Genomic DNA, 23,145 nt, shown 5'->3' with positions numbered 1-23,145 from the left:
TCTTCATGGTTTGCAAAACGAACTATTTTGTAACTGCGAAGAGATTACTCGCCTGGTTTGTAATGACAACCCGTTCTGTCACTAAAAGTAGGCCGAAAGGACGACGGAACAGTCTAATAGTGAAGAGTCTAGAGAACAATCTGTGCAGACCATTAAATATTTTTACAAAGGTCTCAATTGGTAAAAAAATGATACAGGTTTAGTTCTTTAGGAAAAGGAGAATAAGCTTTTAAATATTTATCTTTTGCTTTTTTAAGGTCTAGATGCTCTAAAATGACTGATAAGCCAGGTAAAAAAGGATGAGGCTTCCGAGAGCCCTTGCGTTCAAAAAGTAGAATTTTTTCATAAAAATCAGCGTGTTTGGGATTAATACACACTACCAAATCAGTAATCCCCTTACGTTGGCTATAATAATAAATCTTCTTAAAGACCAAAAAAATAGCGTTTTTAGCCTTTAGTTGAGGATGGGTGGCCAGTAAAGTTATCTCTGCCAGGCGTCTGCGCCACCCCTCAATTTTTTTTAGTTCTTTAGAATAGACTTCTCGGGCAGGTAAAGTTTTTTCAACTAAAAGGGCTACTGCTCCAGGATAAACACTTTCTTTATGATATACAGCGAAAAAGCGCCCTTTCAAAAAAGGAGGGTCCCAGGTTTCATCAACAATACCTAATTCCAGATATCTTTCCCTTATAAATTCTAAAAGTGGTTTGGCTTCTAGCTTTTCAGAGGTTTCAATAACTTTAAAGCCATTAGGATTAATTAGTAAATCTGAAATACCGCTTAATTTTAAACGTCTTAAACGCCACCAGTCTTCACTACCAATAGAAAAGATCATATCCATCTCCATTAGGTCAGGTCTTTAAAATATTTTTCGGAAAAAAAGAAAAAAGATTTAGTGGATGAGTTTGCCTATGCGGTTCCAGCGGATACGGAAGTGTTTACTATCCCAGGAAAAGTAAATGATAAAGGCCTTGCCTTTGACGTCTTTTATAGGAACAAAGCCCCAAAAACGGCTATCGTAACTCTGATCGCGATTATCACCCATTACAAAAAGATGGCCGGGGGGTACCTTTACTGGGCCAAAATTGTCTCGAGGGCTAACTTCTTTAGGTAAAATACGTGGATCAGTGTGTTGAACATAAGGTTCATCTAGAGGAACTCCGTTTATATAAACGATTTTGTTACGCACTTCTATTACATCTCCTGGAAGGCCAATAACCCTTTTTATAAAGTCAAGCTTGCGGTTTTCAGGAAAAATAAAGACTATTATTTCTTTCCTTTGAGGTGTGCGGCCTTTAATCCAGACTTCTCTGGTAATAGGATTTCTTACTCCGTAAATGAACTTATTGACCAAAATATGGTCGCCTATGAGGAGAGTGGGAATCATGGAGCCTGAAGGGATTTTGAAGGCCTGCACAAAAAAAGTGCGGATAAAAAGGGCTAGAAGCAGGGCTAAAACTATGGTTTTAACCCAGTCCCAGACCTTGGCCGCTAAAGTATCTTTGTCAGCAAAAGCCTCTCCGAACACAATGTTTAGAGCTTTATTACGATTTTAGAAAAAAGCAAGATGAAATTTTATTTAAATTCGCAAAATGGCAAGAAAGGCTTCCTGGGGAATTTCTACCTGGCCAAGGCTTTTCATGCGTTTTTTGCCTTCTTTTTGCTTTTCAAGGAGTTTTCTTTTACGCGTTACGTCACCACCGTAACACTTGGCCAGAACATCTTTGCGCATAGGGGGGATACGCTCACGGGCAATAACCTTTGAACCAATAGCCGCCTGAATTACCACTTCAAACAATTGGCGAGGAATAACTTCTCTCAATTTAGAAACCAATTCTCGCCCACGATAATAAGCTTTATCTTTGTGGACTATCAGAGAAAGGGCATCAACAGGCTGCTTATTTATGTAAATGTCAAGCTTCACCAGCTCTGAAGGACGATAGTCAAGAAAACTATAATCCATAGAGGCGTAACCACGGGAATAAGACTTGAGTTTATCAAAGAAATCAAGCACTACTTCGCTGAAAGGTAAATCATATATTAACTGAACTCGTTGCGGAGTGAGATAGCGTAAATCTTTCTGGATGCCTCTTTTTTCTTCACAAAGGCGCATAATGGCGCCTACGTATTCTTTAGGCGTATAAATTTCTGCCCGGATATAGGGCTCAAGAACCCGGGCAATTTTTTCTCTGGCTGGCCAATGGGCCGGATTTTCCACTTCTATTGTTTTTCCGTCCACTAATTCTACACGGTAACGCACTGAAGGGGCAGTACTTATTAGTTTTAAACCGAATTCGCGCTCCAGGCGTTCCTGGACTATTTCCATATGGAGAAGCCCCTGAAATCCACACCGGAAACCAAACCCCAGGGCAGCAGAGTTTTCAGGTTCGTAAGAAAAAGCAGGGTCATTTAGCCAGAGTTTTTCAACGGCTTCACGCAATTCATCATATTGTTCACTTTCTATGGGGAATAAGCCGCAGAACACCATGGGCTTTACTTCCCTAAAACCAGGAAGGGGTTCACGCGCCGGATTATCTACTTCGGTTACGGTATCTCCGATTTTGGTATCGCGGACTTCTTTAATGCCAGCGGCGAAAAATCCTACTTCACCAGCCACCAGCATATCTACCGAAGTAGGGTTGGGAGAAAATACGCCCACCTTGGTAACTTCAAATTCCTTACCAGTAGACATAAGTTTAATTTTTTGGCCCGGATAAAGGCAGCCGTCAACCATTCGAATCAGGACTACTACTCCCAGATATGGGTCATACCAGGAGTCAAAGATAAGGGCTTTAAGAGGGGCCTTACGGTCGCCTTTAGGAGGCGGAATGCGGTTAACAATAGCCTCTAGAATTTCTTCCGTGCCTATACCTTTTTTGGCACTGGCCAGAATAGCCTCTGAGGCGTCAAGGCCAATTATTTCTTCAATTTCTCGTTTTACCCTTTCTGGATCAGCTTGAGGCAGATCTATTTTGTTAAGCACAGGAATAATCTCTAAGTTGTTCTCAAGAGCCAGATAAACGTTAGCCAGAGTTTGGGCTTCTACTCCTTGAGAGGCATCAACTACCAAGAGCGCCCCTTCACAGGCAGCCAGGCTTCTTGATACTTCGTAAGAAAAGTCAACATGGCCAGGAGTGTCAATCAGGTTTAATTGGTAAATTTCACCATTTTTGGCTTTATAAAAAAGCCTTACAGCTTGGGCTTTTATGGTAATGCCCCTTTCACGCTCAAGATCTAGCCTGTCTAAGAACTGTTCGCGCATTTCACGCTCTGAGACCATACCTGTTTTTTCAAGCAGACGGTCAGCCAGAGTGGACTTTCCGTGGTCTACGTGAGCAATTATGCTAAAATTCCTTATTTTTTCTTGAGGGAAATTTTTCATATCCCTTTTAAAAATTAAAAAAATTTTTAATGCTTTTCCCAAAAATGCCGAATAAGATTAAAGCTAGAAAAAATATTTAATAAAAACTAATATCTAATAGTTCACTTGGCAAGCTCAGTAATTGAGGGGTTTTAAAAGCTAATGGCTATAAAGTTAGGCAGATTTTCTTTTGGTAAAAAAGGCTTTTTGGGAATAGACCTAGGCAGCTATTCTATCAAAATAGCTGAGATAGAAAGTGGCTCCCCTCCGGTTTTGCGTTCTTTTGGTCAGGTAAAAATACCTGAAGGTGGTATCTGGTCAGGAGACGATGAAAAGCTAAATGATTTGCTAAAAAAGATGAGTTCTTTGTTAAAAAATTTAAAAATTAAGTATAAAAATTCAATTGTTTCTATTTCTAGCTATACCTCAATACTAAAAAGAGTAACTCTTGAGGTTTCTCCTGAAGATAATCTTGATGAAATTATTAAAGAAGAAGCGGAGTCGCATATTCCTTTTGATTTAGATGAAGTTTATTTGGATTACGATATTTTAAGCTCAGAAGAAAATCAAATAGATTGTGTTATAGCCGCAGCCAGGAAAGACTTTATTGATAAAATTGTTGATTTTATTAATAGCTTAAATCTTAACCCAATAGGAATAACAATAGATATTGTTGCCCTTTCTAATTTATTTGAACTTGCTTATCTTCCTGAGAGGGATTTTGTTTTAGTAGATTTAGGTGCCTCTAAAACGTCTGTAGTTTTTTGGAGAGATGGTGGTTTATTTTCTCATAGAGATTTAAGTGTTGGAGTTCAGCAAATAGATACCAAAAATCTGATTATAGAAGATAGAATTGCTACCTATATTAAAGAGACATTAACTTTTCTTGGTGAAGAATATAAGATTAATGAAAAAGATATTTATTTATGTGGTGGAGGTTGTCTTAATAAAAGTTTAGTAGCGAAAATAAAAGATATGACAGGAAAAGAAATAAAATTTTTGTCATACCTTACCAGATTTAATCTTAATAAGATATCTTTAAAGGCTGAAAATTATATTAATTTAATTGGAAAAACAGCTGTAGGGACAGTGATATCAGAGATTTAAAAATGATAAGAATTAATTTAAATCCCAGAAAAACTAAGAAGAAAGCTAGAGATTTAAAATTTAAGTTCTTGTTTGTGTTGTTGCTCATATCTTATGTAATAATGGCTTCCAGTTTTTTCTATTTAAAAAAGAAAGAAGATAATACTTCTATCCAAGTCGCTAAAATTAATTCAGAAATAAAAAAGTATAAAAAAATAGAAAAAGAAATAAATAAAATTAAAAAAGAAACTGAAGAAATAGAAAAAAGAATTGATGTTATTATTTCTTTGATAAGAGACAATCCTTTAGTTATTAGAAGTATAGATTTTACAATTAGACAATTACCTGTCGGAAAAGTTGCTCTTAGTAAGCTTTCTGCGCAAAAATATAATATAAATGTTTCGGGTCAGGGAGAGTCTCTTAAGGCAATAGCCAGTTTCATGAAGCGTTTGGAGGAGAAAAACTTTGTCAAAAAAGTTTATTTAACTGGTACTAAAAGAGATAATAAAAATAAATTAATTAACTTTAATCTAAAGATAGAGACAAAAGATGAGTTCTAGACTAAAGGCTGAAATTGAAAAAGTTAAGTCTCAATGGGCCTCTCTTTCTGAGAGAGATAAGATAATTGTCTTTTGTTTATTAATATTTGTTCCTCTGGCTCTTTATATTAAACTGGTAGCTCTTCCTATGAAGGATAATATTGAGCGCTTATCTAAAGATAAAATAAAAAAAGAACAGGAACTTCAAAGATTAAAAATAGCTGCTAGAAATATTAAGAAAATCAGAGAAGAATATAGTAAAGTAGAAAATCTCTCAAAAGAGGCGGAAAAACTTTTGCCGACAAAAGCTGAAGTGGCTTCTTTATTAGAAAATATAGATAAAGAAAGCAAAAAGTTTAATGTTTCTGTATTAGAAATAAAAGTCCTTAAAGAAGAAGCCCAGGATACCTATAAAAAACTTCCTATTGCGATGAAATTGGAAGGTAATTTTAATAATATTATGCTATTTATTGATAGCTTACGTTTAAAGGAAAAAATTATTACTCCTACCAAAATTAATTTAGTAAAAGGCAAAGGAGATGTTAGGGCAGATTGTACTTTTTTGACCTTTCGAACATTAACAAAAGAAGAACTTAAAAGTATAAAGAACAATAAAAAGAAGAGAAAATAATTATGATGGTAGTTTCTAATTTATCCTTAAAAAGACTGAATAACTTTACAAAATTTTTAGTATTTTTTTTAGCTTTTTTTACTTGTTTTGATATTGCTTTGGCAGGAACTAAACAGAAAGAAGATATCTTTTTGAAGTGGCAAAAAGCAATGCAAATGAGAAAATCATATAAATATAATCCTGTTAATTTTGATCCATTTAAGCCTATTGTTATTAACTTAAAACCTCTGCCTGCCCCTCAAAATGTGACAGTTTTTTTAAAAAATTATGATTTGAGTGATTTGAAGCTAGTAGGAATAATAGATACCGGGAGCCAAAAAATAGCAGTAATAGAGGATCCAAGCGGAAAGGGTTTCTTTTTAAAAGTTGGAAGTTATATAGGAAGACAAGGAGGAAAAATTGTAAAAATAACTAAGTGTGCTGTCTATATTTCCCAAAAATTTATTGATGATGAGGGAAATATTATTGAGTCTTCTAAGCCTTTTATTATGAAATTGTCTTCGGAGGAAGGAAGATGTATAGAATAATTAAATTTTTGCTAATTTTTAGTTTTTTCCTTACTGTTGCGCAAATTTCATTTGCTTCTATTAATAAGATAGTTGATATTTCTTTTTATCAAAAGGATAAATTTTTAAGCCTTATAGTTAAGTTTGAAAATAATGCTATTAGTCCGGAAATTTCCTCCGAAGAAGATAAGATAATCTTGAGTTTTAATGATACTAAACTTTTGTCTTTTAAAGATGATTTGCCTGAACAAATAAAAAAGATTTCTTTTGAGTTAAGAGATAATAAACTCTACATTTTTATATATACAAATTTAAAAGTTTTAAAAGATTATATAAAGAAAAATTCTTATGTTTTGCAGTTAGCAAAGAGTTCTGATTCAGAGAAATATTTTCCTTATAATCTCCCTCCAGAGCCTAAAAATATAGAAATTCCTTTTGAAAAAAAGGAATATTCTGGAAAGAAAATCTCTTTAGACTTACAGGATGCTGATATTAGAACGGTTTTTAGAATGTTAAGTGAAATAGGTGGACTAAATATTGTATTAGGTGAAGATATCCAGGGAAAAATTACCTTAAAAATAAAAGATGTCCCTTGGGATCAGGTTCTTGATATTATTATGGCTAAGTTTGGCTTAGGAAAGACAGAAATAAATAATATTTTATATGTTGCTCCTTTGGCTAAACTACAAAAACAGGTTGAAGAAATCAAAAAGTTAAGAAGTTCTATGGCCGAAACTCAAGAGCTAGGACCAACAGTAACTGAATATATAAAAGTTAACTATATCAATGCCTGTGATCTTTTAAGCCAAGAACAAGAGAGAAAAAGGACACAAATGGAAAGCTCTACTGTTGACGATGTTACAATTAAGAAACGTTATACAGGGCCGTCTATTTTACCATTATTAAGTAAGAAAGGCTCAATATCTTGTGATAGTAGAACCAGTATGTTGATAGTTAAAGATATACCTGATGCTATAAATGAAATTAAAAAGCTACTAAAAAAAATAGACGTTCCAACCAAGCAAGTATTAATGGAGGCAAGGATTGTAGAAGTTTCCAGTAATTTTGCTAGAAACTTAGGAATCCAGTGGTTTGGTGGTTATTACAAAACTAATCAAGAGACCAGTTTTCGGCTTTCTCCTAACCAAAGTAGTGGGACAGATGTAACAAGTAATCCTTTTGGTTCTATTGTAGATTTGGGCGTTCCTGCTAATACTAACTTAGGTATAGCTATTGGCCATATTACTGAGACTTCAGCGGCTTTGCTTGATCTAAGGTTGTCAGCTTTAGAACAGCAAGGTCTAGGAAAGATAGTTTCTGCCCCGGTAGTTATTACCAGAGATAATGGAGAAGCGGTTATTAAACAGGGATATCAAATTCCTTACCTGGAACTTACCAGTGATGGTACAGCCACTACCAAGTTTATAAATGCTGATTTGACTTTGAAAGTTACGCCTCATATATTACCCAACAATGAGATACGTCTTGAGGTAACTATTGATAAAAGTGAGCCAGATTGGACCCGCCAGGTAAATAATGTGCCGACTATCATATCTCGTAAAGTAAAAACTTATGTAAGGGTTCCTAATAACGGGACAGTGGTTATAGGAGGGCTCAAAATTTCTAAAAAACAGGAAGCTTATGACCGTGTTCCTGGTTTATCTAAAATTCCTGGGGCGGGAAATCTTTTTAAAAATAGCCAGAAAACTCAGGAGGACCAGGAACTACTTATTTTTATTACAGCCAAAGTAGTGAGTTCAGCGGTTGAAGATGTAGATTATTAGACAAATTAAATTGCCAAAAAGCGGACATCCCTTTAACATTAGGGCATGTCCGCTTTCATTATCCTCATCAAAGAGGTCTTTCGTCGATTCTGGAGAGATAATTGTCTTATGAGTGCCCAGGCACTCACTTACAATACCGTTTTTGCTTTTGTTCCTCTTCTTGCCTTTGCCTTTTCTATGGTTCAAATCTTTATAGGGCAGGAAGAGATTATTGCTCGCATTAATCAGGCCCTTTCTCAATTTTTAAACCCAGGGGCTTTAAGTAAAGCTCAGGAAACCATCCTTAATCTAGTTCAGGAGGCCCAGCATGCTCCCCTTGGGGCTGCCAGCATGATTATTTTTCTCACCATGGTGATTGGCCTCTTAATGCAATTTGAAGATGTCATAAACCACATTTTTAGGGTAAAAGCCAAAAGGACTTTTTTTCAAAAGTTAGCCATTTATTGGATGGGGCTAACCCTTGGGCCCATTTTAGTTACTCTCCCTTTAGGAGCTACGATTTATTTGACCCATCTTGGTTTTAAAGGTTTTGGCTTCGTTTCTTTTCTTAGCAAATTTTGGATAATACCCACTCTTATATTGCTTTTTATGGGGGTTTATTTGTTTCTTCCAGTAAAGAAAATAAGTGTTAAGGGTGCCCTTTTAGGGGCCACTATAGCTGCCATATTATGGCTTTTGGTGGCTTCAATATATGCCGTTTATACTACCAAAGCCGTAGCCTATTCAAAACTTTACGGTTCACTAGCGGCTATTCCCTTATTTTTACTGTGGTTATGGCTAAACTGGACGGTAGTTTTACTAGGGGCTGAGATCGCCTCGGTTTTCCATTATAAAGAAAAAATACTGGCCCATTACCGTTATCATAATAATTACTCTAATTTGCTTGTAGCCCTGGGGATTTTGCTCAATATTTTTCATCCTGTTTATAAAGGAGAGAAAGCCCCAGGGCTTTTAAAGCTTTCCCATTTGCTTAAGGCCTCTCCTTTTAAGCTTGAAAAAATTATTAGCCTTTTAAAGGCTAAAGGACTGATATATAAAGTAAACGGTAGCTATCTTTTAGCCAAGGATGCCGAAAAGATAGTTCTCAGTGAAATACTTGAAGCCATAGAAGGAAAATTGCCTGATAGCCCCCCTGAATATTCCCTATTAAAAGCACCTTATGAATTTTTGCTTCAAGAAAAAACACATTGGCAAACTAAGACTTTAAAAGAACTTTACTTGCAGGTTGAGGAGGAAGTTGATGGCCCGTTGCCGGAAGTGCCGCCAGAAAAAAGCTGATGTCTTTATACCACATCATCGTTTACCTTTGTGCAAAGAGCATTTTTTAGAGTGGTTTGAGGAATACCTTGCGCGCACCATCAAGAAATTTAAAATGTTTTCTCCTGAGGCCAGAATCCTTGTGGCTATTTCTGGTGGCAAGGATAGCCTGGTTTTGTGGAAGGCTCTGGATAATCTCGGTTATCATACCGAAGGGCTTTTTGTAGATTTAGGCATAGAGGATTTTTCCCTTATTTCCCGGCGTGTTGCTGAAAATTTTGCCGAAGAAATTAAGCGCCCGCTTCATGTGGTATCAATCAAAAAAGAATCGGGTTTAACTATTCCTGACCTAAAATCTCGCACTAAAAAATATTGCTCTCTCTGCGGTAGTATAAAAAGATACTTTTTTAACCGTTTTGCCAGGCAAAATAACTTTGATGTGTTGGTTACTGGCCACAACTTGGATGACGAAGCTTCATCACTTTTGAGCAATACTATTAACTGGCAGTTAAAGTACCTGGCTCGTAAATATCCAGTGCTCCCTGAGGGAAATGGTTTTGTGCGCAAGGCCAAACCCCTTTGCCGCTTTACGGCCTTTGAAATAAAAGAATACGCCCGCTTGCAAAAAATTGAATATCTTACCGAGCGTTGCCCTCTTTCCCCAGAAGCCACCCGCCTGGTTTACGCTGAACTTATGGACGAACTTGAAGAAAAGATGCCAGGTACCAAAATAAGATTTTATATGGATTATCTGCGCAAAGTTTACCCTATATTCAACAGGCAGGTGGAAGATTTCTTGGACCGGCCTTTAACCCAATGTGAAACCTGTGGTGAGCCTGCGGTTTCTTCTCCCTGTTTTGTATGTAAACTCAAAGCCGAAGCTAAGGGATAAGGTATTTCTGCTGGCTTTTTGGCACCCACCAGCGTTCAAGGTTATAAGAAATGCCGATGGGAGCAGGCTCTATCCCGTGGAAACGCTTGTGGATACAGGGCAAAGCCATGGGCACATAAAGGAAAGTATAAGGCTGGTCTTCAGCCAGTATTTCCTGAAAGCGATAATAGATTTTTTGGCGTTTTTCTTTATCAAAAGTGCGGCGGCCTTCTTCTAGGAGCCGGTCAACTTCTGGATTTTTGTAGCCGATAAAGTTTAGACCAGGTGGCTTTATCTTGCTTGAGTGCCAGATATCGTAAAGGTCTGGCTCAGGCGAAGTCGTCCAGCCCAGGATTACTGCTTCAAAGCGACGCTTATCAATAAATTCCTTGATAAAGGCCGTCCATTCCACGGTTCTTATGTGCATTTTGATACCAATCTGGGCTAGACGGTACTGAATTATCTGAGCAGTCAAAAGGCGTGAGGTGTTCCCCTGGTTGGTTAACACGGTAAATTCAAAGGGTCGGCCGTCTTTATCTAAAATGCCGTCGCCGTCAGTATCACGCCAGCCAGCTGCGTGAAGTAACTCGAGGGCCTTTTTAGGATTGTAAGGGTAGCGCTTTACATTGGGATTATAAAACCATGTATCCGGTTTGTAAGGTCCTGTAGCTACCACACCCAGGCCGTAAAGCACTCCCTTTATTATTTCTTTTTTGTCAATGGCGTAAGATATGGCCTGCCTTACCCGCTTGTCTTTAAATAAAGGGTGTCGCAAGTTATAGCCAAGATAAGTGTAAGAAAAGGAAAGATATTTATACTTGCGAAACTTAGAGAGGAAAGAGGGGGAGTTTGTTTTTCTGGCGTATTGTAGAGGAGTAAGCCCCATCCAATCTATGCCTTCGGCTTTTAGTTCCATAAACATGGTAGTGGGGTCAGGAATTACTCTAAAAATGACGTAGTTGAGATAGGGGCGTCCTTTAAAATAGTTCTCATAGGCCTTAAGAACTATCTTTTCCTGAGTTTTCCATTCTTTGAACTTAAAAGGCCCGGTTCCTATAGGGTGCCTTCCAAAGTCTATTTTGGTTATGTCTTTGCCTTCAAGCAGATGCTTAGGGAGGACTACCAGGTTTCCCCAGGAGCCCAGGGCCGGAGCAAAAGGTTTTTTATAATGTACCCGAAAAGTGTACTTATCAAGGATTTCAGCTTTATCCACCTCCAGAAAATCGCCAGCATAGGCTGAAGGTGTCTTAGGATCAGTAATGAGCTTGAATCCAAAAAGGACATCTTCGGCGGTAAACTCCACGCCATCTTGCCACTTTACTCCCTTTCGCAAGTAAAAGGTTATGGTCTGGCCGTCGTCAGATATTTCAAATCTTTCGGCGAGGTCTCCTACTAGATTTAGATTCTTATCGTATTTAACCAGGCCATTAAAAATAAGGCCAGCTACTTCGTGGCTGGCGGCGTCAGTGGCGAGCATGGGGATTAGAATACTTGCGTCTCCAATAGAGCCTATGACTAAAGCATCTCCATAATCTTGGGCCTGGGCTAATGTTCCCCATAGACAAAATATGGCAATTAAAATAAGCTTTCTCATCAGAGATTATTTTTCCACAATCAGGTTAAATTAAAAGAGACCTTTGCAAAAATTCAGAAGAAAGGTTGAGATCGCCACGGAGACTGTGTCGCCTTGCGAGGATTGCTTCGCCTGCTGGTGCAGCCTCGCAATGACTGCTTTTTATTGTCACTGCGAGCCTTTATGGGCGAAGCAGTTTCTTAAATTTAAAAAGATTTAATTAAGGAGACTATATGGGAAACACTTCTGAACTCAAGGTCCTTTTGGCCCCGCAAACACATTTAAGGCTTGATTTGGCCGCTTTCTTGCTGGCGGCGTTTGATAAAATAGTTTTACTTCAGCCTACCGAGGCCCCTCCAGAAGGCCATTTTTCTGAGCTGGTGAATAAAGGTCTGGTGGAAATTATAGTTCCTTGTCCTTTGGGTGAGGAAAAACTCACCTGGTTTAATCGCCTGATAGCCTCTTACGAAGAGTGGGGCCAGATGATGCGCTGGCCAGAGAACGTAGCCATGTTCAAGGTCAGGCCCGAGGTCCTGGAGGAGACCGTCTCTGAAATTAAGGCCCAGATTCTTGGAGAAGAAAAAAATAAGCCCGACCCAGATCTCCAAGCACGAATCATTCTTCAACTGGCTCAAAACTTGGATCGCCGTCTTGAAGAACTTGACTTTGAATATCAGGACTTAAAGGCCCATGCTGAAAGGCTTTCAAGCTTTATAGTGGGGCAAGATCCTACCCTTCGCCGTTTTCCGGACTGGGTGATTGAAGGGCAGGAAATTTCTGTTGAGCTTCCTAATGTTAAAGAACGAATGCTTGCCTTTGCCCATCTTATTGCTAAGTTTACGGAATTGCCGTTAGAAAATATTGTTTCAGACCAGCCTGAACTGATAGAGACGTTTCTTGACCTTTGCCCCGAATATAAAAAATTAGGTATAATTAGCCTGCCTGCCGTAGAGTTAGATTTAGAGATGGAAGACATTAAAGATACAAAAGAAAAAATCAACTCTATACTTTCTGGAAAAAGTATAGAAGAAAAAGAAATTCCATGCCTTGAGGTTTTCCAGTTAAAAGCTTCTCCCCAAAGTTTATTTTTAGCCCTTAAGAAAGGATATGAAGCTCTAAGAGAAGGGAAAACCAATCTTTTCTACTTACGAAGAGGATAAGTGCACCATGCTTATAACTGATATTACCATGATAGAGTTTGAAGAGGGTCTTAAGCATACCAGGACTATTATTTTGCCCTTTGGCTCCATAGAAGAACACGGTCCTCATCTTCCTTTAGGCACGGACACCATGCAAATGTATGAAATAGCCAGAATGGTTGCTAAAAAATACCCGGTCTTTGTAGGGCCACCGGTGTTTTACGGCCTTTGCCGTAGCACCAGAGAACATCCAGGCACTATTTCTATCTCTGGTCAAACTTTGCGAGGCCTGGTGCTTGATATGCTTTTTTCCTACTATCATCAAGGGTTAAGAAATTTCTTGTTGTTTTCTGGCCACGCTGGAGGCACTCACCTGTCTTTTATCTTAGATGCCGCAGAAGAATTTCTGGAAAAGACCAAAGACACCCGGTTAGCAGTGGCCTCTATCCTTGATTTGTTAAATATGTCTGCAGCTGATATGCTGGAAACACCTAAAGATTCTCATGCCGGTGAATTTGAAACTTCCTTGATGTTATACTTTTTTCCAGATCTGGTGAAAGGGACTGCTCCTGAAGAGTATCCTTCGTTTCCGAAACCTTTTCTCGTACGTAATAAAAGAAAATTCTGGCCTGGAGGGGTCTGGGGAAATCCCGCCAAGGCTTCGGCCTATAAAGGAAAATTGTTTGCAGAAAAATTATCAGACTTTATAATAGAATTGATAGAAAAAATAGAAAATATTGAGGAGGATAAGACATGAAAAAATGGCTGGTTTTAGCTTTAGTTATATTTTTCTTGAGTGTTAATTCTATACAAGCCAGGCAAAATATTCCCTGGGATGCCAAAATTCAGCCCTTTAGTTGCCCGGTTAAGGGGAATAAACTGGAAAACTTTAAAGGAAAAGTGCTTTTAGTTAACTTCTTTGCTACTTATTGTGCTCCATGTCAGGTAGAATTGTTAGAATTTAGCGATATTTATCGTAAATTTAAATCCAAGGATTTTGAAATTATAACCTTTATGGTTGATCAAGGAGGAGAAAGTATTCTCCCTCATCTTATAAATTCAAAAGGTATTAATTATTGCGTGGCTATAGCTGACGAACATATACTAAACATTTTTAACTGGCCTGATGTTTTGCCCACTACTTTTTTGATTGACAAAAACGGAAACATCGTGAAAAAATTTGTAGGCTACGCTGGCAAAAGAGAACTGGAAAGAGAAATAGAGAATCTTTTGAATAAAAACTAGGGAGTTACAATTACCTTGGCGGCTCCTTCTTCTACCTGGCCAATACGAGCCGCCTCAAAGACTCCTTTTTCCAATAGTTTAGTGTAAAATTCATCGGCTTTAGTTTCAGGTACGCTTATCAATAGCCCCCCAGAGGTCTGGGCATCGTAAAGCACTGAGAGCAAGGCTTCGTCTATTTCCCCTTGAATTTCTACACTATTTTGGCAGAAGCACACGTTGGCATAATCTCCTTCAGGAATAATGCCCATACGGGCAAACTCAAGGGCTTCTTTTATGACAGGAACGCTTTTCGCCTGAATTACCAGCGTTACCCGGCTGGCCTGGGCCATTTCTAAGGCGTGTCCTAAAAGCCCAAAACCTGTTATATCGGTTGCCGCTGATACACCTACTTCTGTCATGGCCTGGGAGGCAGCTTTATTCAAAGTAGCCATGACTTCTATCATTCTCTTTTCAGTATCAGAACTGGCCAGGCCGCCTTTTATAGCTGTAGCCAGAATACCAGTACCAAGTGGCTTGGTTAGGAAAAGAACATCTCCAGGTTTAGTGCCGCTATTGCTGACATATTTTTCAGGATGAACCAGCCCCACTACCGATAAGCCGTATTTTATTTCCTGGTCGTCAACACTATGCCCTCCGGCAAGAACTGCTTCGGCTTCTTTTATTTTGTCTATTCCGCCACGTAAAATTTCTTTTAAAATTTTTTTGTCTTCTTTGCGGGGGAAGCAAACTATATTAAGGGCAAGGAGAGGTTTACCTCCCATGGCGTAAACATCAGAAAGGGAATTAGCTGCCGCTATTTGACCGAACCAGTAAGGATCGTCTACAATGGGAGTAAAAAAATCCAGGGTGCAGATTAGGGCCAGGTCATCGGTTAAACGATAGATGGCTGCGTCAGAAGCTCCCTCAAAACCTACCAGGAGGTTTGGGTCTTTAAAAATCGGTAAATCTTTTAAAATTTCAGCCAGCTCCGCTGGCGGTAGCTTGGACGCTCACCCGGCCGCCCGCACTTTATGGGTAAGTTTTACATTTTTCATGTTTTTTAATATAACAAAGAAATAGAGGTAAAAAAGTATTTGAGACTTATCGGTGACTGCCGAAAAAATAGAGTATGGAAGGAAAAGATATGATTCTGGGTGAAATAGCTGAAGGAACAGAAATTATTGTGGAAAGTAAAAATACCGAGGAATTAAGGTCGGCCAAGTTTTTAGAAATTGTTAATACTCTTTTCACTTCCCAGTATCATCTGCCCCTTGATAAATTCCTTAAAGGAATAGTGGAGCTTTTTAAGCTTAAAGGGGCGGCTGTTTATTACAATCATTTAGATTATCGCTGGCAGTTAATAGCTACTTTGGCCTCTCAATATATTCATCCTGACGAAAAAGAACGTTTCCCAGACATTATTGAATACCAAGAAGCCTGGCCATCTCTTGAAACCAGGTTTTCTGAAGGTGAGCGAGTAATGCTCACCAGGGAAGAGGTAGAAGCTTTGGGCTTTTTTGATAGTGCCAAACACCATGTTTTTGGTTTTCCTCTTTTTGAAGGGAGGTGGTGGTCTGGCCTTTTGCTGGTTGATTTTGGTGAGCGTAAGCCCTTATCTGAAAACCTCATCATTCTTGATGAAATGGCAAAAACCCTTTCCCTAGCTATAAAGAGACAGAAACGTGAGCGCGAATATCTTGATGTTTCAAGAGTTTTTCAGGAACTGCTCAACAACATTCCTTATCTAGTAATTCTTTCTGATTTGCAGGGAAGATGGTTGCTTACGAACAAAGAATGCTTGCGATTTTTTAACTTGAGACGTGGTTTCCAGGGCCAGACATTTGAACATTTAAAACAGGTTCGGCCACAGTATCAGGAGCTACTTGATAGACTAAATAAATTAACAAAAAGCTTGCCTGACCAGGGTGCTCCAGCCAAAGAGGTCTTTAAGCTAAAAATTGACGGAAAAGTTAAGTGGTGGGAATTTTTGCTCATTCCTTTTAAGTGTGATTCTGAAAGGCGTGTCCTTATCTTAGGGCGAGATATTACTTCTTTTAAACTGGCGCAGGAGCGTCTCTTGGCTATCCTTGAGAACCTGCCAGCCATGGTTTACATCGTTCATCCAGAAACTCACACTATTCTTTATCATAATTCTCTCTTTAAAGAATTTTTTGGCCAAAGCCTTATAAATAAAGGCCCTTGTCATGAATTCCTTTTCGGGAAAGACAAGGTCTGTGAATTTTGTTCTTTAAAAAGGCCAAGTCCGGGGCATCATGAGCAAAAAGAAATATTTGATGAAAAACACAACCGCTGGTTAAAGATACACGAAGTTTATATCCACTGGTTAGATCGCCAGTTAGTGCGCCTGGGTATGATTGAAGACATTACCGAAATCAAGCAACAGGAAGAAAGGATAATTAAAGCCCAAAAAGCTGAAGTAGTGAGTAAAATGTCAGCCACCATAGCGCACGAATTTAACAATATTTTAGCGATTATTACGGGTTATCTAGATCTTATTAAACTTAAAGCTCGAGAAGACCCGAAAATTTTAGGATATATAGAGAAAATTATCCAAGCCGTGCAAAGTGGTAGCTCTTTAATTAAGCAATTTTTAATTCTTTCAGGCCAAAGTTACGATAAAGATATTGAGAAGCGAGAATACGAATTAAATACTTTTATCAAAGAACAGCAGGAAATTTTTAAGAAGTTGCTAGGAGAGGGAATAGAATTAAAACTAGACTTATCCGAAGATCCTCTGCCAGTTAGTCTATCGCGGGACGAACTTCAACATATTTTTACCAATTTGCTCCTAAACGCCAAAGAGGCTATGCCTGAAGGAGGTGAAATAAGTCTTACAACGAGAAGAGTTGAAACATCAAAGGGACCTGCCGCACTATTAAGAGTAAAAGATTCCGGGATAGGAATAGCAAAAAAAGATCTTGCTCATATTTTTGAACCCTTTTATACTACGAAACCCTCAGGAAAGGGTACAGGGTTAGGTTTAAACGTCATCCTTTCCCTTGTACGCCGCTGTGGAGGGGAAATAAAGGTAGAAAGTGAGCCCCAAAGGGGTACAACTTTTGAACTCATTTTACCTCTAAACATGAATGTAGAAACGATAGGTTTAACCGGGGAGAAAGATCATCTCTCCGAAAAGGAAAAAAGAGGCCAAGTGGTGGGCGGTAAAAAGACTATTTTAATAGTAGAAGATGAAGCTCATATTAGGGAAATGCTTGTTGAGATGTTGTCTAATCTGGATTATGAGGTAATCCCTGCTGAAAACGGTGAAGAGGCTCTAGAAAAAATTGAACAAAAAAATTACCAGATAGACCTTATCATTACCGATGTGGTTATGCCTAAAATGGACGGGGTTAAGCTTTACCGTGAAGTCCAAAAAATTATTCCAGAAGTCCCTGTTATTTTTATTTCAGGATATGCAGAACATATACTTGAACGCTACGGTTTTGATGAAAAGTGCTTTAGAATAATTAAAAAGCCTTTTACCTTTCAGCAACTTTTAGAGGAAATTGATAAAATTTTTAACCGTCTTTCTTTTTAGTCACCACCAGTTCTCTTCGGCTGACGTACGCACCCTTTATAGGCTTACGGCTGGCTAAAGAATCTGAAAGTTTGTTGATGCGGTCAGTCTTTACATATTGTTTAGCTTTTGAAAGGAAGCGTTGGGCTTCTTTGACCTTGCCATCAATTAAATAATCCCTGGCTCTTTTTAAAATAGCGGCTTCTCGTTCACTCCTCCAGGAAGAGGCATCGGTAAACCCGAAAACAGAGGGAAGTTTAAGGACTTTGTTTTGCCCACAGGCCGGGCAGGGTGGCCAGGGTTCATTGATTTTCAAAATTCTTTCAAAAACATGCCCGCATATTTCGCAGCGAAATTCGTATATGGGCATAGCTAGTTTAAAAGCTTTTCTATCTCTTCAAGGTTTTCAGCTATTTCTATGGCCTCTTTTATGGCACTTAAATACTCAGGCCTTTCTATTTTAGCTATTCTGGGTAATAACTTAAGTCCCTCTGTGCCAAATTTCAACTTTAATCCTAGTTCAATGGCTTCCAATAACCCCTGTTTAAGTCCTTGCTGAAGTCCCTGTCGTATGCCTTGTTGTATGCCTTCTTTTAACCCCTCTTCATATCCTTCTTTTTTAATTATCTCATAGGCTGCTGATTCTATCATTATATCTCGCCTCCTTTGAATGAGTTTTAAAGGAATTTCTTCTGAAATTAGCCCTCCCAAGATGGCCATACCTGTTAAAAGGTCTGCTTTGTTTTCTTTAGGTGTGTTTGAGTGATAAATTTTCTTTTCGGCTTCATCAATAAATTTGTAGCCGTCTTTTAATAGAGGAATAAAAGCTAGAAGGCAAGGAGGGCCCTTTTCCAATACTTCGCGGGCGTCTATTTCATAAAGTTTTACAAGATTAAATTGATAATTTACTTCGTCATCCTGATAATAATTTTGGGCCTTTGTTGAAGGAGTAAAAAGAATACAGAAGGTAATAACTGGAAGATTTTCTTGTAGTATGTGCCGACAGCGGCACTCTAAAGTACGCAAAGGGTACCAGCTTTTCCAGGAAGAAAAAAATTCTATCAGAACCAGAGTTTCTTGATTATTATCCAAAATAGTTTTCAAAACAAAGTCAGCCCGTCTCAAGGAAGTGGTTTCCTGTGGGCGACTTTCAATAAGATAGGCTTCCTTTACAGAAAGTCCACAGAAAAAAGAAAGAAATGGTTCTTTACAGCGAGAGAGAATAACTTTAGAAGCTATATCGTAATACATATGTAAAAGATACCTTGAAAATCTAGAAACTTAAAGCCTTACGCCTTGCTTGTTGCTCTTTACTATTTTAAATCTAAAACTATGGGGCTTAATCCTGTAGAAATAATTAAAAAACTTCCCCGCACAAACTGCAAGGAGTGTGGGTATCCTACCTGCCTGGCTTTTGCCATGGCCGTAGTAACTGGTGCCTGTGAACCGGCTAAATGTCCTTACTTTTCCCCTGAGAACTGGCCAGAAGTGAAACAAAAGGTCTCCCTAGAAGAAGACTATGCCTGGCGTATCCTTGAGGAAGTTAAAAAGAAGGTTCAGAAAATAGACTTAGAAAAAGTAGCGCCATCTTTAGGAGCCAGCTTTGAAAATGGTTGGTTAAAGCTTCCTTTTTTAGATACAGAGGTTTTACTTAATGCCTCCCGGGCCAGAAGGTTAGATGGCAAAGACCTTGACCCCAGAGACCAGATACTTCTCTACAACTATTTTATCTTTGCGGGAAAGGTCCCTTTAAAGGGAGAATTCGTTGGGCTTGAAAGTTTCCCAAGCTCTCTTTCTAAAACCGTAACCCTTCGCCGTTACGCTGAAGAAAAGCTGGGAGAGGCTTTTTCAGGCAGGCTTAATTCTTTGAAGAAGGCCCTAAGTTTTTTAAAAACAGAGGAACCGAAAGAATGTCCCGCAGACCTTTGTGCTATTGTTTATGTACTTCCCAGAGTGCCTTTAAAAGTTCATTTTTTTGAGGCTGAGCCTGAAGAAAATCTTCCCCCAGAAGTAAAAATCCTTTTTGATGCTAATGCCACCGCTTACCTTGACTTAGAGTCTCTGGTATTTTGCGCTGAGCGCCTGGTGGAAAGATTGATTGAACTGGCTGAGGAGGAGTGAGTGCTTTTTCTGGTGGCCCATGCCTGTCCTAACTGTGGTGGAACTATAAGTGATGAGCGTTTAAAACAAGGGCTCCCCTGTTCTAAATGTTTGCCTGTCCCTGTTGAAAACGACATCTGTAAAGTCCTGGGAGAAAAGGGCCAGCTAAAAAGGCTTTCTCTTTTTTGTGAAGCCCTGTCTGAACTTGAGAAGTTTCGCCGTCACTTTAGAGAAGCAATTGGTTTTGGCCCTTCTTCTCTACAGGAAACCTGGATAAAGCGTTTACTTTTAAGAGAATCTTTCGCCATTATTGCCCCTACCGGTACTGGCAAAACCACCTTTGGCCTCCTGGCCTCTCTTTATTTTCCCGGAAGAGTTTTGATTCTAGTGCCTACCCGCCTTTTGGCCCAGCAAATAGGGGAAAGGCTTGAAGACTTTTCTAAGAAAACAGGAATTAGCCGCAAAATCCTGGTTTATCTGGGCAAAAAGAAAGACAAAGAGGCTTTTGCCGCCAAGGATTTTGATATTTTAGTTTGCACTACCGCTTTTTTCTATAAGCATGTTGAAGACCTGTTAGATATAGATTTTGAATTCGTCTTTATAGATGATGTTGATTCTTTTCTTAAGCGTTCAGCTCACATAGAGAGCCTTTTTAAACTTCTGGGTTTTAGCGAACGGGAGATCGCCCTGGCCTTAAAACTCCGGAAAAGTGAAAAGGATTTTGAAAAGCTTGAAGCTATTCGCAAAAGGCACGCCGGGAAGAAAATCCTTCTTATGTCCTCAGCCACTTTAAAGCCCCGTACCAGCCGGGTGCTTCTCTTTCGCTACCTGCTTGGCTTTGAAGTCCAGCGGGCGGTAAGTTCTTTGCGAAACATTGTAGATGCTTATGAAGACTTATCTACTTATGATTTTTCCAGCCTGCTAGAGAAAGTCGCTGAACTCATAAAAATTCTTGGCCAGGGTGGGCTTTTGTTTCTTTCCCAGAGTTACGGTAAAGAACAGGTTGAGAAAGCAGTTGAGTTTTTAAGGACAAGGGGTTTTAAAGTCCTGAGTTATCTTGAGCTTTCCCCAGGCGAGCTTATGACCCAGATGGAAACCGGTGAGTTTGACGTAGCGGTAGGGCTTGCCCATCTGGCCAATCCTCTGGTGCGAGGCATTGATTTGCCTTATGTTTTGCGTTACGCCCTATTTTTAGGAGTGCCCAAGCACGTTATTCCCACTAAAGTGGACCTTCTTCCTAAAAGCCTTTTTAGTGTGCTGGCCAACATCGTAAGTATTCTTGATGAGGAAGAACGCCTGAAGGCCATCTCTGATTTGCAATATCTTCGCCGCTATTTAACCCTAACCCAGGAAAATTTGCCCAGATACCCCCGTATTCTTGAACGCCTTAAAGAAATTAAGGCTTTTATTGAAAATAAATTCAAAGACCAGGCCTTTCTGGAAAGGCTTTCTAAAAGTGAAGAAGTGTTTTTGAAAAAAGAAGGAGATGAACTTTTTCTGGTGATAGGTGATACGGCCACTTATATCCAGGCCTCAGGAAGAGTTTCTCGTCTGACAGCCCATGGTTTATTAAAAGGCCTTTCGGTGGTGCTGGTTGAAGACAGACGGGCCTTTCTTAGCCTTGAAAGGCGGCTCCGTTTTCAGCTGGGAGATGATTTTTCTTTTGTTCCGCTTGAAACATTAGACCTTGAAAAACTTGGCCTGGAACTTACTCAGGTGCGGCGTAGAGAGCAAAACACTGAAGTAGCTACAAGAGATTTTATCAAGACAGCTCTGGTGGTTGTTGAATCACCGCACAAGGCCAAGACCATAGCCTCTTTTTTTGGAAAGCCTGTAGTTCGCAGGGTAGGCGAGGCTTTTGTCTATGAAATTCCGGCTGAGGACAGGGTCTTGATGATTACCGCTTCTTTAGGCCACGTGTTTAATCTTTCAAGAAGACGGGGGTTTTTCGGGGTATTTAAAGAAAACAGCCACTTTATTCCGCTCTTTGATAGTATAAAGATTTGTGAAGCCACCAAAGAGCAGCTGGTTGATCCTGAAGAGGTGAAAACTCGTTGCCCTGAAGGCCGGGTTTACGATAAACGCGAGATTCTTGAGAGTTTTAGAAGGCTTGCCTTTGAAATAGAAGAAGTTTACATCGGAAGCGACCCGGACGCTGAAGGTGAAAAGATAGCCTATGACCTCCTCATAGAAATGAGGCCGTTTAATTCCTGTATCAGGCGTCTTGAATTCCACGAGGTAACCCCCAGGGCCTTTCGCGAAGCTATTAAAAACCCGGAAGAATTTAATTTAAACCGGGTTAAGGCTCAACTCACCAGAAGGGTGGTGGACCGCTGGGTAGGTTTTGTGCTTTCACGTAAGCTCTGGGAAGCTTTTGGCCAGAAAAGGCTTTCAGCTGGCAGGGTGCAAACTCCGGTGCTTGGTTGGGTTATTGAACGGGCCGATAAAGCTAAACAGAAAAAGGCCCTTATCTCTTTTAAGCTTTTTAAAGAAACCTTCCAGTTAAGCCTTGAGGATTTGACCTTGGCCAGGCAAGTTTTTGAGGCTTTAGATGAGCTTTCCTGGAAAATTTTAGCGCAAAAAGAAGAAGAGAAAAATCCACTCCCGCCATATACTACGGATACAGTGCTTCAAGATGCAAGCCAGAGGCTTAAGCTTCCCACCAGGGATACCATGAACCTCTTACAGGACCTTTTTGAAAACGGCTTGATTACCTACCACCGCACAGACTCAACCCGTATTTCAGAGGTAGGCCGCTTTCAGGTAGCCAGGCCTTATATAGCCGAAAAACTTGGTGAAGAATACTTTTATCCCAGGGCCTGGGGTGAAGGTGGGGCTCATGAGGGCATTCGCCCTACCAGGCCACGAGATGTCCACGAAATAAGGCTGATGCTGGCTAACGGTCTCCTTAGCTTAACTGAGCCTGAAAGGGCTTTAAGGCTTTATGATTTGATTTTCAAGCGTTTTATGGCCAGCCAGATGCGTCCTGCTCTGGTGGAAAAAACAGTCCTTCGCTTTAGTTTACCTGTTTACAGCTGGCAGGAGGAAATAATAACCAAAGTTTTACGAGATGGTTTCGAGAGGCTATATCCTACCTTCAAGGTTATAGAATTTTCTTCTCAAGCTAAACTTGAAGATAAAAAATTTAAGTTAGTTCCAAGGGTAGAGCTTTTTACCGAAGGCACTTTAGTGCAGGAAATGAAAAAACGCGGTCTTGGGCGCCCCTCCACTTATGCTGAAATCGTAACCACCTTAATCCAGCGCAAATACGTAAAAGTTTTGCCAGGGGGAAGGCTTACTCCTACCCGTTTGGGCCGAAAAGTTTACGAGTTTTTAAGAAAAAATTATCCAGAATATACCGATGAGGCACTTACGCGCGAACTTGAGGAAGCCATGGACTTAATTGAAGAAGGCAAACTTGATTACCAGGAAGTCCTCTCTGACGCTTACTATCAAATAAAACAATTAATCTAGTGGTTATCAGCTTATATTAATGGGAGCTTTTTTACCTTACAGAGCGTCACGCGAAGCGACGTAT

The 23,145-nt window shown here is 39.5% G+C and carries 20 protein-coding genes; 13 read left to right on the top strand and 7 right to left on the bottom strand.

Features of this window, described 5'->3' with window-relative positions; genetic code table 11:
• Positions 1-173: 173 nt before the first annotated feature.
• The 3 genes from TH606_RS06070 to lepA are packed head-to-tail and all read right to left on the bottom strand — an operon-like array spanning position 174 to position 3,380.
• Positions 174-833: an N-acyl amino acid synthase FeeM domain-containing protein gene (locus TH606_RS06070; protein ID WP_068542033.1), complete on the bottom strand. Its 660-nt coding sequence runs from the start codon at positions 831-833 to the stop codon at positions 174-176.
• A 57-nt stretch (positions 834-890) separates the two neighbouring features.
• Positions 891-1,526 carry a signal peptidase I gene (lepB, locus tag TH606_RS06065; RefSeq protein ID WP_231887745.1) on the bottom strand — a complete coding sequence of 212 codons (636 nt, stop codon included), beginning with the start codon at positions 1,524-1,526 and terminating at the stop codon, positions 891-893.
• Positions 1,527-1,577: 51 nt separating this feature from the next.
• Entirely contained in the window at positions 1,578-3,380 is a 1,803-nt protein-coding gene (gene lepA, locus TH606_RS06060; protein ID WP_068542031.1) for a translation elongation factor 4, read from the bottom strand.
• A 141-nt stretch (positions 3,381-3,521) separates the two neighbouring features.
• Here lepA and pilM point away from each other — a divergent pair, with 141 nt between their 5' ends.
• Genes pilM through TH606_RS06025 form a run of 7 tightly spaced genes read left to right on the top strand, consistent with a single transcriptional unit; the run spans position 3,522 to position 10,054 of the window.
• The gene (gene pilM / locus TH606_RS06055; protein ID WP_068542030.1) at positions 3,522-4,466 is read left to right on the top strand and encodes a type IV pilus biogenesis protein PilM; all 945 of its coding nucleotides are present in this window, start codon (positions 3,522-3,524) and stop codon (positions 4,464-4,466) included.
• 2 nt (positions 4,467-4,468) lie between these two features.
• The gene (locus tag TH606_RS06050; RefSeq protein WP_068542029.1) at positions 4,469-5,005 is read left to right on the top strand and encodes a PilN domain-containing protein; all 537 of its coding nucleotides are present in this window, start codon (positions 4,469-4,471) and stop codon (positions 5,003-5,005) included.
• On the top strand, positions 4,995-5,615 hold the full coding sequence (locus TH606_RS06045) for a type IV pilus inner membrane component PilO (protein WP_068542028.1): 621 nt from the start codon (positions 4,995-4,997) through the stop codon (positions 5,613-5,615). The genes TH606_RS06050 and TH606_RS06045 overlap by 11 nt, the downstream gene beginning before the upstream one ends.
• A gap of 2 nt (positions 5,616-5,617) precedes the next feature.
• On the top strand, positions 5,618-6,142 hold the full coding sequence (locus TH606_RS06040; RefSeq protein ID WP_068542027.1) for a pilus assembly protein PilP: 525 nt from the start codon (positions 5,618-5,620) through the stop codon (positions 6,140-6,142).
• Positions 6,130-7,905 (top strand): type IV pilus secretin PilQ, encoded by a 1,776-nt coding sequence (locus tag TH606_RS06035; RefSeq protein ID WP_068542026.1) that lies wholly within the window; start codon positions 6,130-6,132, stop codon positions 7,903-7,905. The genes TH606_RS06040 and TH606_RS06035 overlap by 13 nt, the downstream gene beginning before the upstream one ends.
• Positions 7,906-7,950: 45 nt before the next feature.
• Positions 7,951-9,183, top strand: a complete 1,233-nt coding sequence (locus TH606_RS06030) for a YhjD/YihY/BrkB family envelope integrity protein (protein WP_082863548.1) — start codon at positions 7,951-7,953, stop codon at positions 9,181-9,183.
• Positions 9,146-10,054: an ATP-binding protein gene (locus TH606_RS06025; RefSeq protein WP_068542024.1), complete on the top strand. Its 909-nt coding sequence runs from the start codon at positions 9,146-9,148 to the stop codon at positions 10,052-10,054. The genes TH606_RS06030 and TH606_RS06025 overlap by 38 nt, the downstream gene beginning before the upstream one ends.
• On the opposite strand, the gene TH606_RS06020 is transcribed toward TH606_RS06025, so the two are convergent.
• Positions 10,044-11,627 carry a peptide-binding protein gene (locus TH606_RS06020; RefSeq protein ID WP_068542023.1) on the bottom strand — a complete coding sequence of 528 codons (1,584 nt, stop codon included), beginning with the start codon at positions 11,625-11,627 and terminating at the stop codon, positions 10,044-10,046. The genes TH606_RS06025 and TH606_RS06020 overlap by 11 nt on opposite strands.
• A 212-nt stretch (positions 11,628-11,839) precedes the next feature.
• Here TH606_RS06020 and TH606_RS06015 point away from each other — a divergent pair, with 212 nt between their 5' ends.
• From TH606_RS06015 to TH606_RS06005, 3 genes are read left to right on the top strand one after another with little or no spacing between them, the layout of a single operon-like run.
• Positions 11,840-12,766 (top strand): hypothetical protein, encoded by a 927-nt coding sequence (locus tag TH606_RS06015; protein WP_068542022.1) that lies wholly within the window; start codon positions 11,840-11,842, stop codon positions 12,764-12,766.
• A 7-nt stretch (positions 12,767-12,773) separates the two neighbouring features.
• On the top strand, positions 12,774-13,502 hold the full coding sequence (locus TH606_RS06010; protein ID WP_068542021.1) for a creatininase family protein: 729 nt from the start codon (positions 12,774-12,776) through the stop codon (positions 13,500-13,502).
• Positions 13,499-13,990 (top strand): TlpA family protein disulfide reductase, encoded by a 492-nt coding sequence (locus TH606_RS06005; protein WP_068542020.1) that lies wholly within the window; start codon positions 13,499-13,501, stop codon positions 13,988-13,990. Before TH606_RS06010 ends, TH606_RS06005 begins: the two co-directional genes overlap by 4 nt.
• Here TH606_RS06005 and selD read toward each other — a convergent pair.
• Complete coding sequence (selD, locus tag TH606_RS06000) at positions 13,987-15,024, bottom strand: selenide, water dikinase SelD (RefSeq protein WP_082863547.1); 1,038 nt, start codon at positions 15,022-15,024, stop codon at positions 13,987-13,989. The genes TH606_RS06005 and selD overlap by 4 nt on opposite strands.
• Before the next feature lie 74 nt (positions 15,025-15,098).
• Between selD and TH606_RS05995 the strand changes: the two genes are divergently transcribed.
• Positions 15,099-17,528: a PAS domain-containing hybrid sensor histidine kinase/response regulator gene (locus TH606_RS05995; RefSeq protein WP_082863546.1), complete on the top strand. Its 2,430-nt coding sequence runs from the start codon at positions 15,099-15,101 to the stop codon at positions 17,526-17,528.
• Here TH606_RS05995 and TH606_RS05990 read toward each other — a convergent pair.
• Entirely contained in the window at positions 17,509-17,877 is a 369-nt protein-coding gene (locus TH606_RS05990) for an FmdB family zinc ribbon protein (protein ID WP_068542017.1), read from the bottom strand. The genes TH606_RS05995 and TH606_RS05990 overlap by 20 nt on opposite strands.
• 2 nt (positions 17,878-17,879) lie before the next feature.
• Positions 17,880-18,758: an RpnC/YadD family protein gene (locus TH606_RS05985; protein WP_068542016.1), complete on the bottom strand. Its 879-nt coding sequence runs from the start codon at positions 18,756-18,758 to the stop codon at positions 17,880-17,882.
• Positions 18,759-18,803: 45 nt separating this feature from the next.
• On the opposite strand from TH606_RS05985, the gene TH606_RS05980 reads away from it, so the two are divergent.
• Both TH606_RS05980 and rgy read left to right on the top strand, forming a co-directional pair.
• Positions 18,804-19,628 carry a DUF3786 domain-containing protein gene (locus TH606_RS05980; protein ID WP_082863545.1) on the top strand — a complete coding sequence of 275 codons (825 nt, stop codon included), beginning with the start codon at positions 18,804-18,806 and terminating at the stop codon, positions 19,626-19,628.
• The gene (gene rgy, locus TH606_RS05975; protein WP_068542015.1) at positions 19,629-23,081 is read left to right on the top strand and encodes a reverse gyrase; all 3,453 of its coding nucleotides are present in this window, start codon (positions 19,629-19,631) and stop codon (positions 23,079-23,081) included.
• Positions 23,082-23,145 lie beyond the last annotated feature (64 nt).

The sequence above is a fragment of the Thermodesulfatator autotrophicus genome, from assembly GCF_001642325.1.
Taxonomy (GTDB): domain Bacteria; phylum Desulfobacterota; class Thermodesulfobacteria; order Thermodesulfobacteriales; family Thermodesulfatatoraceae; genus Thermodesulfatator; species Thermodesulfatator autotrophicus.
This window is presented reverse-complemented; position numbering and strand designations above follow the sequence as displayed.